Source organism: Streptomyces sp. NPDC030021, from assembly GCF_055574035.1.
In genome coordinates this window covers 505,512-518,754 of the sequence record NZ_JBVIAH010000003.1, presented here as the reverse complement: position 1 = coordinate 518,754, position 13,243 = coordinate 505,512, and the positions used below count along the sequence as shown (strand labels likewise).

Annotated in this window: 14 protein-coding genes; 1 reads left to right on the top strand and 13 read right to left on the bottom strand. The window is 70.8% G+C overall.

The features are described from left to right. Positions 1–75 precede the first annotated feature (75 nt). From ACZ4YL_RS08435 to rpsB, 7 genes are all read right to left on the bottom strand, one after another. A complete protein-coding gene (locus ACZ4YL_RS08435) occupies positions 76–1,173 on the bottom strand; it encodes a thiamine ABC transporter substrate-binding protein (protein ID WP_468114711.1) in 1,098 nt (365 codons plus the stop codon). 253 nt (positions 1,174–1,426) lie between these two features. Further along, positions 1,427–2,539 (bottom strand): dual-specificity RNA methyltransferase RlmN, encoded by a 1,113-nt coding sequence (gene rlmN, locus ACZ4YL_RS08430; protein WP_468114709.1) that lies wholly within the window; start codon positions 2,537–2,539, stop codon positions 1,427–1,429. A gap of 93 nt (positions 2,540–2,632) precedes the next feature. Further along, positions 2,633–3,709 (bottom strand): phosphatidate cytidylyltransferase, encoded by a 1,077-nt coding sequence (locus ACZ4YL_RS08425; protein ID WP_301366223.1) that lies wholly within the window; start codon positions 3,707–3,709, stop codon positions 2,633–2,635. Next, positions 3,709–4,266 (bottom strand): ribosome recycling factor, encoded by a 558-nt coding sequence (gene frr, locus ACZ4YL_RS08420; RefSeq protein WP_030016386.1) that lies wholly within the window; start codon positions 4,264–4,266, stop codon positions 3,709–3,711. Before frr ends, ACZ4YL_RS08425 begins: the two co-directional genes overlap by 1 nt. Positions 4,267–4,359: 93 nt before the next feature. Next, positions 4,360–5,139: a UMP kinase gene (gene pyrH / locus ACZ4YL_RS08415; RefSeq protein ID WP_030016384.1), complete on the bottom strand. Its 780-nt coding sequence runs from the start codon at positions 5,137–5,139 to the stop codon at positions 4,360–4,362. Between the two features lie 162 nt (positions 5,140–5,301). After that, on the bottom strand, positions 5,302–6,138 hold the full coding sequence (tsf, locus tag ACZ4YL_RS08410; protein ID WP_301366227.1) for a translation elongation factor Ts: 837 nt from the start codon (positions 6,136–6,138) through the stop codon (positions 5,302–5,304). A gap of 135 nt (positions 6,139–6,273) precedes the next feature. Further along, a complete protein-coding gene (rpsB, locus tag ACZ4YL_RS08405) occupies positions 6,274–7,170 on the bottom strand; it encodes a 30S ribosomal protein S2 (protein ID WP_468114706.1) in 897 nt (298 codons plus the stop codon). Positions 7,171–7,420: 250 nt separating this feature from the next. On the opposite strand from rpsB, the gene ACZ4YL_RS08400 reads away from it, so the two are divergent. Further along, positions 7,421–7,891 (top strand): M23 family metallopeptidase, encoded by a 471-nt coding sequence (locus tag ACZ4YL_RS08400; RefSeq protein WP_468114704.1) that lies wholly within the window; start codon positions 7,421–7,423, stop codon positions 7,889–7,891. 31 nt (positions 7,892–7,922) lie between these two features. Here the strand turns inward: ACZ4YL_RS08400 and ACZ4YL_RS08395 are convergent, their stop codons facing one another. The 6 genes from ACZ4YL_RS08395 to ACZ4YL_RS08370 all read right to left on the bottom strand — a co-directional run bounded on the left by ACZ4YL_RS08395 (position 7,923) and on the right by ACZ4YL_RS08370 (position 13,191). Next, entirely contained in the window at positions 7,923–8,480 is a 558-nt protein-coding gene (locus ACZ4YL_RS08395; protein WP_468114847.1) for a TetR/AcrR family transcriptional regulator, read from the bottom strand. Between the two features lie 52 nt (positions 8,481–8,532). Next, positions 8,533–9,369 (bottom strand): RNA polymerase sigma factor WhiG, encoded by an 837-nt coding sequence (gene whiG / locus ACZ4YL_RS08390; RefSeq protein WP_030012408.1) that lies wholly within the window; start codon positions 9,367–9,369, stop codon positions 8,533–8,535. Positions 9,370–9,578: 209 nt separating this feature from the next. Next, the gene (gene dprA / locus ACZ4YL_RS08385; RefSeq protein ID WP_468114702.1) at positions 9,579–10,754 is read right to left on the bottom strand and encodes a DNA-processing protein DprA; all 1,176 of its coding nucleotides are present in this window, start codon (positions 10,752–10,754) and stop codon (positions 9,579–9,581) included. Beyond that, positions 10,751–12,385 carry a YifB family Mg chelatase-like AAA ATPase gene (locus tag ACZ4YL_RS08380; RefSeq protein ID WP_468114700.1) on the bottom strand — a complete coding sequence of 545 codons (1,635 nt, stop codon included), beginning with the start codon at positions 12,383–12,385 and terminating at the stop codon, positions 10,751–10,753. The genes dprA and ACZ4YL_RS08380 overlap by 4 nt, the downstream gene beginning before the upstream one ends. Next, a complete protein-coding gene (locus ACZ4YL_RS08375) occupies positions 12,385–12,756 on the bottom strand; it encodes a YraN family protein (protein ID WP_468114698.1) in 372 nt (123 codons plus the stop codon). The genes ACZ4YL_RS08380 and ACZ4YL_RS08375 overlap by 1 nt, the downstream gene beginning before the upstream one ends. A gap of 126 nt (positions 12,757–12,882) precedes the next feature. After that, a complete protein-coding gene (locus tag ACZ4YL_RS08370; RefSeq protein ID WP_005311352.1) occupies positions 12,883–13,191 on the bottom strand; it encodes a DUF2469 domain-containing protein in 309 nt (102 codons plus the stop codon). Positions 13,192–13,243 lie beyond the last annotated feature (52 nt).

Sequence of the window (13,243 nt, the reverse complement as noted above, 5' to 3'; positions counted from 1 at the left end):
TCGCCCGCGCCCCCTCGCGGGGGCCGGAGCCCGGCGCGGCGTCCCCCGGCGCCACGCCCGGCTCCTTGGTACCGCTTACTTCACGACGAGCGCGGTCCATGCCTTGACCCACTGCTCACGGTTCTTGGCGATGGTCTCGGGAGCCACGTTCTCCGGCTTCTCGACCACCACACCGTGCTTGGTGAACAGCTCCGGAAGGGCGGCGTCCTTCGTCACGGGGTTCACGAACATCTGGAGCGGCATGTCCTCCTGGAACTTCTTGCTGACCAGGAAGTCCACGAGGGCCTTGCCGCCCTCCTCGTTCTTGGCGCCCTTGAGCAGGCCCGCGAACTCGATCTGACGGAAGCAGGTGCCGGTGGAGACGCCCGTGGGGGCCTCGGCCGGCTGCGGCTCGCCGTACAGGACCTCGACCGGCGGGCTGGAGGCGTAGGAGACGACCAGCGGGCGGTCGCCCTTGGCCTTCTTGCCGCCCGCGGAGCCGGAGAAGCGCTCGTTGTAGGCCTGCTCCCAGCCGTCGACGACCTCGACGCCGTTGGCCTTCAGCTTGCTCCAGTAGTCCTTCCAGCCGTCCTCGCCGTACTTGCCGACGGAGGCGAGCAGGAAGCCGAGACCGGGCGAGGAGGTCGCGGCGTTCTCGGTGACCAGGAGGTTCTTGTACTCCGGCTTGGTCAGGTCGTCCAGCGTCTGCGGCGGGGCGATCTTCTTCTCAGCGAAGTACGCCTTGTCGTAGTTGACGCAGATGTCACCGGAGTCGATCGGGGTGACCCGGTGCTCCTTGTCGAGCACGTACTCGGGCTTGACCTCGGCGAGGCCCTTGGCCTCGTACGGGGTGAAGATGCCGTTGTCGAGGGCGCGCGAGAGGAGGGTGTTGTCGACGCCGAAGAAGACGTCACCGCGCGGAGAGCCCTTGGTGAGGATCTCCTGGTTCAGGGCCGCGCCGGCGTCCCCGGACTTCAGTACCTTGACCGTGTAGCCGCTCTGCTGCTCGAACTCCTTGAGGACCGATTCGGTCACGTTGAAGGAGTCGTGGGAGACGAGCGTGACGGTCTTGGACTTCGGGGCGTCGCTCGCGCCTGCGGGCTTGTCCTTGGTGCCGCCGCCGCAGGCGCTGAGCGTGGTGACGCTCAGCGCGGCCGCGAGCGCGACGCCCGCGATCTTCTTGGTGGTGCTCATCGGTGAATTCCTCCTGGGATGTCCAGGAGAAGACGCGGCCCTGCCCGGCGCTCTGCGAGAGCGGACGCCGGGCAGGGCGCAACAGCAAGAGTGGTGACCGAACTTCCTACCCCGAATGACCGGGGCGAGGTTCAGAGGGTCTGCGGATGACGGATACCGCACTCTCAGCGCTGTGGCGCTCCCCTGTCGGAATATGAAATTGGTTCGGCCACAGGGTACCCCGCGGCCGAATAGCGTCGAACAGAGGCGGAATCTAGCGTTCCGAGGCAGCCAGCTGGCCGCACGCTCCGTCGATCTCCTGGCCTCGGGTGTCCCGTACGGTCACCGGCACGCCGTGGCGGGCGATGGCCTCCACGAAGGCCTTCTCGTCCTCGGGCCGCGAGGCGGTCCACTTGGAGCCCGGCGTCGGGTTGAGCGGGATCAGGTTGACGTGCACACGCTTGCCCTTGAGCAGCTTGCCCAGGAGGTCACCGCGCCAGGCCTGGTCGTTGATGTCGCGGATCAGGGCGTACTCGATCGAGATCCGGCGGCCGGACTTCTCGGCGTACTCCCAGGCCGCGCCGAGCACCTCGCGGACGTTCCAGCGGGTGTTCACGGGGACGAGGGTGTCGCGCAGCTCGTCGTCCGGCGCGTGCAGCGAGACGGCCAGACGGCACTTGAAGCCCTCGTCGGCGAAGCGCAGCATGGCCGGGACCAGGCCGACGGTGGAGACGGTGATGCCGCGCTGCGACAGACCCAGGCCGTCGGGCTCCGGGTCGGTGAGCCGGCGGATGGCGCCGACCACGCGGTTGTAGTTGGCGAGCGGCTCGCCCATGCCCATGAAGACGATGTTCGACAGTCGCGCCGGGCCGCCGGGGACCTCGCCGTCGCGCAGCGCGCGCATGCCGTCGACGATCTGGTGCACGATCTCGGCGGTGGACAGGTTGCGGTCCAGGCCCGCCTGGCCGGTGGCGCAGAACGGACAGTTCATGCCGCAGCCGGCCTGCGAGGAGATGCACATGGTGACCCGGTCGGGGTAGCGCATCAGCACGGACTCGACGAGCGTGCCGTCGTGCAGCTTCCACAGGGTCTTGCGGGTGGTGTCGTCGTCGCACGAGATGTGCCGGATGACGCTCATCAGGTCCGGCAGCAGCTCCTGCTGGAGCTTCTCCCGCGAGCCGGCCGGGATGTCGGTCCACTCGGCCGGGTCGTGCGTGTACCGGGCGAAGTAGTGCTGGGAGAGCTGCTTGGCCCGGAACGGCTTCTCACCGATCGCGGCGACCGCCTCGCGGCGCTCGGCCGGGGTCAGGTCGGCAAGGTGCCGGGGCGGCTTCTTGGCCCCGCGAGGGGCGACGAAGGTGAGCTCTCCCGGAACGGGGCGGGCCATGGCAGGTACTCCTTGTAAGACGAAAGGCGCGCCGCAGAAGCAGCGCGCCTTCCAAGAGTAACCGCCCGGCGTCCTGCGACGCCTTTTCGCAGGTCAGCCGGTGCCGACGAAGGCCGCCAGCAGCAGCCACACCACGGGGGCCGTCGGAAGCAGGGAGTCCAGCCGGTCCATGATGCCGCCGTGTCCCGGCAGCAGGGTGCCCATGTCCTTGATGCCCAGGTCCCGCTTGATCATCGACTCGCCCAGGTCGCCCAGGGTGGCGCTGACCGCGACCGCGAGGCCCAGCAGCAGGCCCTGCCACCAGGAACCGCCGTCGATCAGGAACTCCATGCACAGCGCGCCGGCCGCCATCGCGAAGGCCACCGCGCCGAACAGTCCCTCGCGGGTCTTGCCGGGGCTGATGCGCGGCGCGAGCTTGGTCTTGCCGAAGCGCCAGCCGACCGCGTAGGCCCCGGTGTCGCTGACCACGGTCAGGAGCAGGAAGGTGATCACGCGCTCGGGGCCGTCGTCGGCGGTGAGGAGCATCGCGACGAAGGTGGCCAGGAAGGGCACGTAGAACGCCGCGAAGGCGCCCGCCGTGACGTCCTTGAGGTAGTCCTCGGGTGGTTCGGTCATCCGCCACACCAGGACCGCCAGCACGGTCAGGGCCATGGCGACCCAGGCGCCCTCGGCCCCCCGGACGTATCCGGCGATGACCATGGCGGCGCCGCCGACCGCGAGCGGGACCAGCGGGGCCTTGATGCCCTTCTGCTCCTGCAGCCGGGAGGTGAGCTCCCACAAGCCGACGACGACCGCGACGACGATGACGCCGACGAAGACGGCCTTGACGATCAGCAGCGAGGCGAAGATCACCGCGCCGAGACCCACGCCCACCCCTATGGCGGCACGCAGATCCCGGCCCGCGCGCTTCTTCGGCGGCGGGGGCGAGGCGTCCTGCGGCTGCTGGGCATGCGGAGGCGGGGGGCTGGGCATGGGCTCCTGCGGCGGCGTATCGGCGCGGAAGAGGGGGCCGCTGTCGGCGGCGACCCCCCGATCGCGTGCTTCCCGGTCGTCGAAGTCACGGCCGGCGGCATCGGGCACGATGGGCATGGGCCGAGTGTGCGGGCCCACCTGTGCATCGTATGCGGGACCCGCCGGAACCGGCTCCGGCTGCCAGGAAGTGTCGTTCATCAGACTTCGAGGAGCTCGGCTTCCTTGTGCTTCAGGAGCTCGTCCACCTGCGCGACGTACTTCGCGGTGGTGTCGTCGAGCTCCTTCTCCGCGCGGCGCACCTCGTCCTCGCCGGCCTCCTTGTCCTTGACCAGCTTGTCAAGGGCGTCCTTGGCCTTGCGGCGGACAGCGCGGAGCGAGATCTTCGAGTCCTCGGCCTTGGTGCGCGCGACCTTGATGTACTCCTTGCGGCGGTCCTGCGTCAGCTCGGGGAAGGTCACCCGGATGATGCTGCCGTCGTTGCTCGGGTTGACACCGAGGTCGGAGTCGCGGATGGCCTGCTCGATGTTGCGCAGGGCGCTCTTGTCGAACGGGGTCACGATCGCCATGCGCGGCTCGGGCACCGAGAAGGAGGCGAGCTGGTTGATGGGCGTGATGGCGCCGTAGTACTCCGCCACGATCTTGTTGAACATCGCCGGGTGCGCACGGCCGGTGCGAATCGCGGCGAAGTCTTCCTTGGCGACGACGACGGCCTTTTCCATCTTCTCCTCGGCCTCGAGGAGGATCTCTTCGGTCACCACGTGCTCCTGCATGTCAGATATGGATGGTTCAGGCGGGCGGGCGGGGCCGGCGAGCCGGCCTGCGGCTCGCTCGGTCCGGCAGCGGACTGCTCAGGCCCGGGTTTCCTGGTCGCTCACGAGCGTGCCGATCTTCTCACCCTTGACGGCGCGGGCGATATTGCCCTCGGCGAGGAGCTCGAAAACAAGGATCGGCAGCTTGTTGTCGCGGCAGAGCGTGATCGCGGTGGCGTCGGCGACCTTGAGGTCGCGGGAGAGGACCTCGCTGTACTCCAGCGCGTCGAACTTCACCGCGTCCGGGTTCTTCTTCGGGTCGGAGTCGTAGACCCCGTCGACACCGTTCTTGCCCATGAGCAGGGCCTCGGCGTCGATCTCCAGGGCGCGCTGGGCGGCCGTGGTGTCGGTGGAGAAGTAGGGCATGCCCATGCCGGCGCCGAAGATGACGACGCGGCCCTTCTCCAGGTGCCGCACGGCACGCAGCGGGATGTACGGCTCCGCCACCTGGCCCATGGTGATGGCCGTCTGCACGCGGGAGTCGATGCCCTCCTTCTCCAGGAAGTCCTGGAGCGCGAGGCAGTTCATGACGGTACCGAGCATGCCCATGTAGTCGGACCGGGCCCGGTCCATGCCGCGCTGCTGGAGTTCGGCGCCGCGGAAGAAGTTGCCGCCGCCGATCACGACGGCGATCTCCGCGCCGTCGCGGACCACCGCGGCGATCTCACGCGCGATGGCGTGGACGACGTCGGGGTCGACGCCCAGTCCTCCGCCGCCGGAGAAGGCCTCGCCCGACAGCTTCAGCATGAAGCGGCGGCCCTTCTTGTCCTGGTCGCTCTTGTCGTCGGATGCGGTGTGGGGGTCCACGCCCTGATTCATGGAGATCTCCTCGTGCACATACGAAGAAGGCCATTGCCGGTGGGTCCTTGCGGTTCCCTCTACGGCAATGGCCTCCTCGTCAGATCTGCGGTCGCCTCGCGCAAGCGCGGACGACTGCTTCAGACCCTACCGGGGTCCGGTGTCCGTCGCGTACGGACGGACTCAGATGCCGACCTTGATGCGGGTGAAGCGCTTCAGGGTGACACCGGCCTCGTCCAGAACCTTCTGGACGGACTTCTTGTTGTCCAGGGCGTACGCCTGGCCGAGCAGCGTGGCGTCCTTGAAGAAGCCGTTGACGCGACCCTCGACGATCTTCGCGATGGCAGCCTCGGGCTTGCCCTCCGCGCGGGTGACCTCTTCGGCGATGCGGCGCTCGGACTCGACCTTCTCGGCCGGGACGTCCTCGGCGGACAGCCACTGCGGGGCGAACGCGGCGATGTGCTGCGCGACGCCGCGGGCGACCTCGGCGTTCTCCTTGTCGAGCTCGACCAGGACGCCGATCTGGAACGGCAGGTCGGGCATCGTGCGGTGCATGTACGCGGTCACGTAGCCGCCGCTGAACTGCGCGAAGCGGTCCAGGACGATCTTCTCGCCGAGGTTGGCGTTGGCCTCGTCGACGAAAGCGGTGACGGTCTTGCCGGGCTCGATCTCGGACGCGAGCAGCGCCTCGATGTCGGCCGGGGAGGTGGCGGCCACGTGGGCGGCCAGCTGGTTGGCGACGGCCAGGAACTTCTCGCCCTTGGCGACGAAGTCGGTCTCGCACTTCAGCTCGACGATGACACCGGAGGTGTTGTCGTCGGCGATGAGGGAGACGACCGCGCCGTTCTCGGCAGAACGGCCCTCGCGCTTGGCGACGCCCTTCTGGCCCTTGATGCGGAGCGCTTCCTGGGCCTTGTCGACGTCACCGTCGGCGTCCACGAGCGCGTTCTTGCAGTCCAGCATGCCGGCGCCGGTGAGCTCGCGGAGCTTCTTGACGTCAGCGGCGGTGTAGTTCGCCATGAGTCTGTGATTCTCTCTCGAAGTCGTAGATCTACGGGTGAACGGCGGAGGCGCCGCGCTTGTGGCGCGGCTCCCCCGCCGTCATCGTCCGTACTGCGAGTGCCCGGCGGGTGAACGCCGGGCGCCCTCAGTGGGTCAGGCCTGCTCGGCGTCGGCGGCCGGGGCCTCGACAGCCTCGGCGGCCGGGGCCTCGACGGCCGGGGCCTCGACGACAGCCTCGGCAGCCGGGGCGGCCTCGGTCTCGTCGGCCTTCTTCTCACCCTCGAGCAGGTCGCGCTCCCACTCGGCGAGCGGCTCGGCGGCGGCCTTCTCGCCCGGCTTCGAGTCGCCGGTCGCAGCGCCGGAGCGGGCGATGAGGCCCTCGGCGACGGCGTCGGCGATCACGCGGGTGAGCAGGGTGACGGAACGGATCGCGTCGTCGTTGCCCGGGATCTTGTAGTCGACCTCGTCGGGGTCGCAGTTGGTGTCGAGGATCGCGACGACCGGGATGTGGAGCTTGCGCGCCTCACCGACGGCGATGTGCTCCTTCTTGGTGTCGACGATCCAGACGGCGCTGGGGACCTTCGACATCTCGCGGATACCACCGAGGGTCTTCTCCAGCTTGGTCTTCTCGCGGGAGAGGACCAGGAGCTCCTTCTTGGTGAGACCCGAGGCGGCGACGTCCTCGAAGTCGATCGCCTCAAGCTCCTTCAGACGCTGAAGGCGCTTGTAGACGGTGGAGAAGTTGGTGAGCATGCCACCCAGCCAGCGCTGGTTGACGTACGGCATACCAACGCGCGTCGCCTGCTCGGCGATGGCCTCCTGGGCCTGCTTCTTGGTACCGACGAACATGATGGAGCCACCGTGCGCGACGGTCTCCTTCACGAACTCGTAGGCGCGGTCGATGTACGACAGCGACTGCAGCAGGTCGATGATGTAGATGCCGTTGCGCTCCGTGAAGATGAAGCGCTTCATCTTCGGGTTCCAACGGCGGGTCTGGTGACCGAAGTGGACGCCGCTTTCCAGCAGCTCCCGCATCGTGACGACGGCCATGGCCATCTCCTTGGTTTCTCGGTTTGGTTCCTGACGCCCCACCGCGCCCTGCCCCCATGAGGGACCGAGAGACGCTGTCACCTGGCTGTTTCAGCCTGGCGCCGGGGCGTGCGAAGTCGACCCGGTGACCCGGATCGCCACAAGAAGTGTACGGGACCCGGCGGTATGCCGGGTGACGCCGTTGTCCACAACGCCGCGGTCGTCCACAGGCCGGGGCGGCGGTCCGGGGGTGCGGGGGACGCTGGGGTCCATGACGACCTTGCTGCTCAGCCTGCTCCTGGCCCTGGCCCAGTCGGCTCTTCCCGGGGTCCGCCCGCTGCCCGCCCCGCTGTCGGTGGCCCGCTGGTGGGACCCGCCGCCGACCCCCTACGCGGCCGGTCACCGCGGTGTGGACCTGTCCGCGCCGGTGGGTGCGGAGGTCCGGGCGGTCGCGGCCGGCCGGGTCCACCACGCCGGGCTTGTCGCCGGGCGCGGCGTGCTTTCGCTGGCCCTGCCGAACGGGCTGCGCACCACCTACGAGCCGGTCCGCCCCCTGGTCACGGAGGGCGAGCAGGTCGTGGCAGGCCAGGTGGTGGCGGTTCTGACGGAAGGCTCGCACTGCCCGGCGCCGTGCCTGCACTGGGGCCTTCTGGCGGGCGAGACCTACCTCAACCCGCTGAGCATGCTTCCCCGCCCGACGCCCCGGCTCCTGCCGGCCGGGTCCAGCGCCGCCGGCGTTTGAGGCGCGGGGTCCGGGGCGGAGCCCCGGGGCCTCAGCCCCGGACGCCCCGCAGGGCCATGGCGACGGCGGCCTCCGTCACGACGGCGGGTTCCTCGGCGGCGCCGAGCTCGATCCGCCGCACAGCGGCGTCCACGACCCCCTGCAACAGCATCGCGGCCAGTCGCGGCTCCGCGTGCCCCAGGGAGCTCAGTGCCTCGACGATCATCGCCACGAGACCGCCGTGGGCCGCGCGGATCTTCTCGCGGGCCCCCGCGTCGAGCTCGCTGGCCGAGATGGCCACGACCGCCCGGTGCCGCCGGTCGCCCACCAGCCCCAACTGGCTGCGCACGTAGGCCTCGATCTTCTCCTCCGGCGACGGGGCGTGCTCCATCGCCGCTTCGATCTCGGCGGCCCACACGGGGAAGTCCACGGCGCACAGTTCTTCGACCACGGCGGCGCGGGAGCGGAAGTACTCGTACACGGAGGACCGGGCGAGCCCGGTGCGTTCCGCGAGGGCGGGGAAGGTCAGCGCCTCCGTCCCGCCTTCGGACAGCAGGGACCGCGCAGCGTCCAAGAGGGCGCCGCGCTGCATCGACCGGTGCTCGGCCACGGAGGCCGCTCGAATCCTGGGCACGCATCCACTGTACGGAGGTGGCGCAAGCTCACCTCCCCACATCTGCCAACTTCGCGCGCAACTGCAGGACGGACTTGGTGTGGATCTGGCTGACCCGGCTCTCGGTGACGCCGAGGACGTTGCCGATCTCGGCCAGCGTGAGGCCCTCGTAGTAGTAGAGGGTCACCACGGTCTTCTCCCGCTCGGGCAGCGTGTTGATGGCCCGCGCCAGCAGGCGCCGCAGCTCGCGGTCCTCGGCCACCGCCACCGGGTTGTCGGCGGCGGTGTCCTCCAGGGTGTCCATCAGCGAGAGGCGGTCGCCGCCCTCCCCGCCGACGTGCAGCAGCTCCTCCAGGGCGACCACGTTGGCCAGCGACAACTGGCTGAAGACGGTGTGGAGATCCTCCACCCCGATCCCCATCTCCCCGGCGACCTCGCTCTCGGTCGGGGTGCGCCGCAGCTGGGCCTCCAGCGTGGCGTAGGCCCGTTCCACGGCGCGCGCCTTCTGGCGGACCGAGCGCGGGATCCAGTCCAGCGCCCGCAGCTCGTCGATCATCGCGCCGCGGATCCGGGTGATCGCGTACGTCTCGAACTTGATCGACCGGTCGATGTCGAACTTCTCGATGGCGTCGATCAGCCCGAAGACCCCGGAGGAGACGAAGTCGGCCTGCTCCACGTTGGGCGGCAGGCCCACGCTGACGCGGCCGGCCACGTACTTCACCAGGGGCGAATAGTGCAGGATCAGCTGCTCCCGCAGCCGCTCGTCACCCGATTCCTTGTACGAGCGCCACAGCACCTCCAGGGACGAGGGCGCGGTGGACCGCACGCTGCCTCGGGCAGCGGGGGGCACCGCAGCGCGGTCGGACCCTGAGGTGTGCTGGGGCATGCTTCGCCTTTGCCGGAGCCGGATTCCTTGGGAGCGTAGCGTGACGAGATTGTCGCGGTGCGCGAAGAGTACGGGATGGCGCGGGGGCCGGGAGGCGCCCGGACTCGCGCGGGCGCCCCGGGACCGGCGCCTGGCGCTCGGTCCCGGCGACCGCCACCGGGAAGACCGCGTCTCTCATCGGTTTCACTCTTTCACCGGAACACCCCAGGTCAACGACCGCCTCGCCGGGCGGCTCCGGTTTGTGTGCCTCCTCCAGCCGTTTGTCTGCTCAACTGCCAGCCGTCGCCCTGCCGTTCGACGAACCCCAGAGAGTGAAGTTCGTACAGTCTGCCGATGACTTCATCGGCGCCGGTGCCGGAGGCAAGTGCCAGCTCGGCCACGGCCGCCGGACGGCCGGCGGGCAGTGCTTCGAGCACACGGGCGGTGTCCGGGTCCAGCAGGTCCCGGGCGAGCACAGGGCCGCGCCGCTCGGGCGCCAGCTCGCCCATGGCCCCGACCAGCTCGACCACCTCGGCCGCGTCGGTGACGACCACGGCCTCGCCCCGCAGCAGTTCGTGCACCCCGGCGGAGAGCCCGCTGGTGGCGGGTCCGGGGACGCCCATCGTGAACCGTCCCAGGCGCTGCGCCCGCCGGGCCGTGACCAGGGAACCGCTGCGGTGCGCGGCCTCCACGACGACCGTGCCCCGGGTGAGGGCGGCGATGACCCGGTTGCGCAGGACGAACCGGCTGCGTGTCGGGTGGCTGCCCGGTGGCAGCTCCCCCAGGATCAGGCCCTGCCCGGCGATCCGTCCGAGCAGCCCGGCGTGTCCGCGCGGGTAGGCGACGTCCACGCCGCAGGCCAGCACCGCCGCGGTCGCGCCGCCCGAGGCGAGGGCCCCTCGGTGGGCGGCGCCGTCGATCCCGAACGCGGCGCCGGACACCACGACCCAGCCCCGCTCGGCGAGTCCGGCGGCCAGGGTCTGGGCCATGTGCGCGCCGTACGGGGTGCAGGCGCGGGCCCCGACCACGGAGACCGAACGCAGCGCCCAGGTGCGCAGGTTCGGCCGGCCCCGCAGCCACAGTCCGACGGGCCTCTCGTCGCCCAGGTCGTCGAGCTGGGTCGGCCACTGCGCCGATCCCGGGTGGACGAACCGGCCCCCCGCCTCGGCAACATCGGCGAGGTCCCGCTCGGGATCGGCCAGCGCCGCCCGTCTGCGGTAGCCGGCGAGCCGCTCGGGGCCCACGCCGGACGGAGTGTCCGGCTCCGCCCCGGGGTCGGACAGCAGCCGTATCAGCCGCACCGCCCCGAACTCGCGCAGCCACCGCCCGCCGTGCGCGTCGCCGGGCTCCAGCACCCGGGTGAGCGCCGCCCGCGCCAGCAGTTCCGCGTCCCCGGAGCCGGTCATGTCCGGGCCCCCGGCAGCGACATCGCCCCGCGGGCGATCCCGGTCCGCAGCTCCAGCGCCACGGCCACGTCCAGCGCCTCGGGCCGGTCCCGCCCCCGCAGGTCGGCCACGGTCCAGGCGACCCGCAGCACCCGGTCCAGCCCGCGCGCGGTCAGCAGTCCCCGTTCCAGATCGCGCTCGGCGGGGGCCAGCGCGCCGGGCCCGGCCTGCCACCGGGTGCGCAGTTCCTGCCCGGGCACCTCGGAGTTGAGCCGCCACGGCGTCTCGGCGAGCCGGGCCGCGGCGCGCTCCCGGGCCTGACGCACCCGGTCGGCGACCACCGCGGTGGATTCCCCGCGGCCGCCCTGCCCCAGCAGGTCGCAGCGGGTCACCGGCTCGACCTCCACCCTCAGGTCCACCCGGTCGAGCAACGGCCCGGACAGCCGCGCCTGGTAACGCCGGATCACCGAAGGCGGGCATTCGCAGCCGGCTCCGTGCAGGGTGTGGCGCCCGCACGGGCACGGGTTGGCGGCAAGCACCATCAGGAACCTGGCGGGCAGCCTTACCACTCCGGCGGCGCGGGCGATGACCACGTGTCCCGATTCGAGGGGCTGCCGCAGCGCGTCCAGCGCCCGGCTGTGGAACTCCGCGGCCTCGTCCAGGAAGAGAACGCCCCGATGGGCCAGGGAGACCGCCCCGGGCCTGGGGATCCCGGTCCCGCCGCCCACCAGGGACTGCATGGTCGCCGAATGGTGCGGCGCGCAGTAGGGCGGTCTGGCGACCAGCGGTTCGCCGGGCGGGAGGATTCCCGCGACCGAGTGGACGGCCGTGACCTCCACGGAATCCTGACGGGTGAGCGGCGGCAGCAGCCAGGGCAGCCGTTCGGCGAGCATGGTCTTGCCCGCTCCGGGCGGTCCGCTGAGGAACAGGTGGTGTCCTCCGGCGGCCGCCACCTCCAGGGCGCGGCGCGCCGTGTGCTGCCCGGCCACGTCCGCGAGGTCGGGGAAGTCCGTGCCGTCCTCCCGGCCGGGCCGGCCCCGGGCGAGGCCCGTGCCCAGTCCCGCCCCCGGGACGAGCAGTCCGGCCAGTATCGGGTCCGGCCTGCCGGGCGGGTCGCAGGGTTCCTCCTCGGGGATCTCCCCGCCGGTCAGGACCGCGATGAGCTGGCGCAGGCTGCGTACGCCGAGGACCGAGACGTCCGGTACGAGCGCGGCCTCGGCCGCGCACTGCTGCGGCACCACCACCTGCCGGTAGCCGGCCTCCGCCGCGGCGAGGACCGCGGGCAGGATTCCGCGGACGGGGCGCACCCGGCCGTCCAGCCCCAGTTCCCCGATCAGGACGAGGTCGGCGATCGCGCCCGGGTCGACCACCTCGGCGGCCCCGAGCACGGCCGCCGCGACGGCCAGGTCGAAGCCGGCGCCGGATTTCGGTACGGAGGCCGGGCTCAGTCCGACCGTGAGCTTCTTCTGCGGCCAGGCCGCTCCCGAGTTGACCACGGCCGCCCGCACCCGGTCCCGGCTCTCGACCAGGGTCTTGTCCGGCAACCCCACCAGGGTGAAGGCGGCCACGCCGGGTTCCAGGTCGGCCTGTACCTCGACCACCACCCCGTCGACGCCGACCAGGGCCACCGAGCAGGCCCGCGCGAACCCCATCAGGCCACCCCCCTGACGTGTTCCACCTGGGGGGCGCCGCGCCGCGGCAGCAGGACCCCGACGAGGTCGATGCGCACCCCGCCCGGGGGTGGTCCGCCGTGGTCGGCGAGCCAGCGCCCGGCGAGCGTGCGCAAGCGCTCGGTCTTGGCGGGCCGTACGGCTGCCATGGGATGCTCGAACGCGCCCGCCCGGCGGGTCTTGACCTCGCACACGACGAGGGCGTCCCCGTCCCGGGCGACGATGTCGATCTCGCCGCCGCGGCACCGCCAGTTCCGCGCGATCACCGTCATCCCGGCCTCGGTCAGCCGCCGTGCCGCGAGTTCCTCGCCGTACCGCCCCAATGCCTGCTGTGCCACGCACTTCGCGTTCATCCGGCACCACCTCCGGCACCGACGGTCCCGCACCCCGGCCCACCTTGTGGATCTTGGTGGACGGTCCGGCAATTGTGGACAACCGCCTCACCCTTGCGGGTGAGGCGGCCCGGCCGGTGCCCGCCCTCAGCTGCCGGGCAGTTCGAGATCGCTCTTGTTGAGCTCCTCGATGTTCACGTCCTTGAAGGTCAGCACCCGCACCTGCTTCACGAAGCGGGCCGGCCGGTACATGTCCCAGACCCAGGCGTCGGCCATGGAGACCTCGAAGAAGACCTCCCCCTGAACCGAATGCACCTGCATCTCGTAGTCGTTCGTGAGGTAGAAACGGCGTTCCGTCTCGATCACGTACTTGAACAGCCCGACGACGTCGCGGTACTCCCGATAGAGCTTCAGCTCCATCTCGGTCTCGTACTTTTCGAGGTCCTCGGCACTCATGGCATGTTCCCCTTCAGCCGTGCGTCCCCCTATTGTGCGCCAGGCCCCTGCG

Excerpts from the sequence above, each read along its gene's own strand:
- ACZ4YL_RS08370 (WP_005311352.1), bottom strand. The coding sequence starts at position 13,191 with ATGAGTGCCGAGGACCTCGAAAAGTACGAGACCGAGATGGAGCTGAAG.
- ACZ4YL_RS08380 (WP_468114700.1), bottom strand. The coding sequence starts at position 12,385 with ATGGGGTTCGCGCGGGCCTGCTCGGTGGCCCTGGTCGGCGTCGACGGG.
- whiG (WP_030012408.1), bottom strand. The coding sequence starts at position 9,369 with ATGCCCCAGCACACCTCAGGGTCCGACCGCGCTGCGGTGCCCCCCGCT.
- ACZ4YL_RS08375 (WP_468114698.1), bottom strand. The coding sequence starts at position 12,756 with ATGAACGCGAAGTGCGTGGCACAGCAGGCATTGGGGCGGTACGGCGAG.
- tsf (WP_301366227.1), bottom strand. The coding sequence starts at position 6,138 with ATGGCGAACTACACCGCCGCTGACGTCAAGAAGCTCCGCGAGCTCACC.
- rpsB (WP_468114706.1), bottom strand. The coding sequence starts at position 7,170 with ATGGCCGTCGTCACGATGCGGGAGCTGCTGGAAAGCGGCGTCCACTTC.
- rlmN (WP_468114709.1), bottom strand. The coding sequence starts at position 2,539 with ATGGCCCGCCCCGTTCCGGGAGAGCTCACCTTCGTCGCCCCTCGCGGG.
- ACZ4YL_RS08400 (WP_468114704.1), top strand. The coding sequence starts at position 7,421 with ATGACGACCTTGCTGCTCAGCCTGCTCCTGGCCCTGGCCCAGTCGGCT.
- dprA (WP_468114702.1), bottom strand. The coding sequence starts at position 10,754 with ATGACCGGCTCCGGGGACGCGGAACTGCTGGCGCGGGCGGCGCTCACC.
- ACZ4YL_RS08425 (WP_301366223.1), bottom strand. The coding sequence starts at position 3,709 with ATGAACGACACTTCCTGGCAGCCGGAGCCGGTTCCGGCGGGTCCCGCA.
- pyrH (WP_030016384.1), bottom strand. The coding sequence starts at position 5,139 with ATGAATCAGGGCGTGGACCCCCACACCGCATCCGACGACAAGAGCGAC.
- ACZ4YL_RS08435 (WP_468114711.1), bottom strand. The coding sequence starts at position 1,173 with ATGAGCACCACCAAGAAGATCGCGGGCGTCGCGCTCGCGGCCGCGCTG.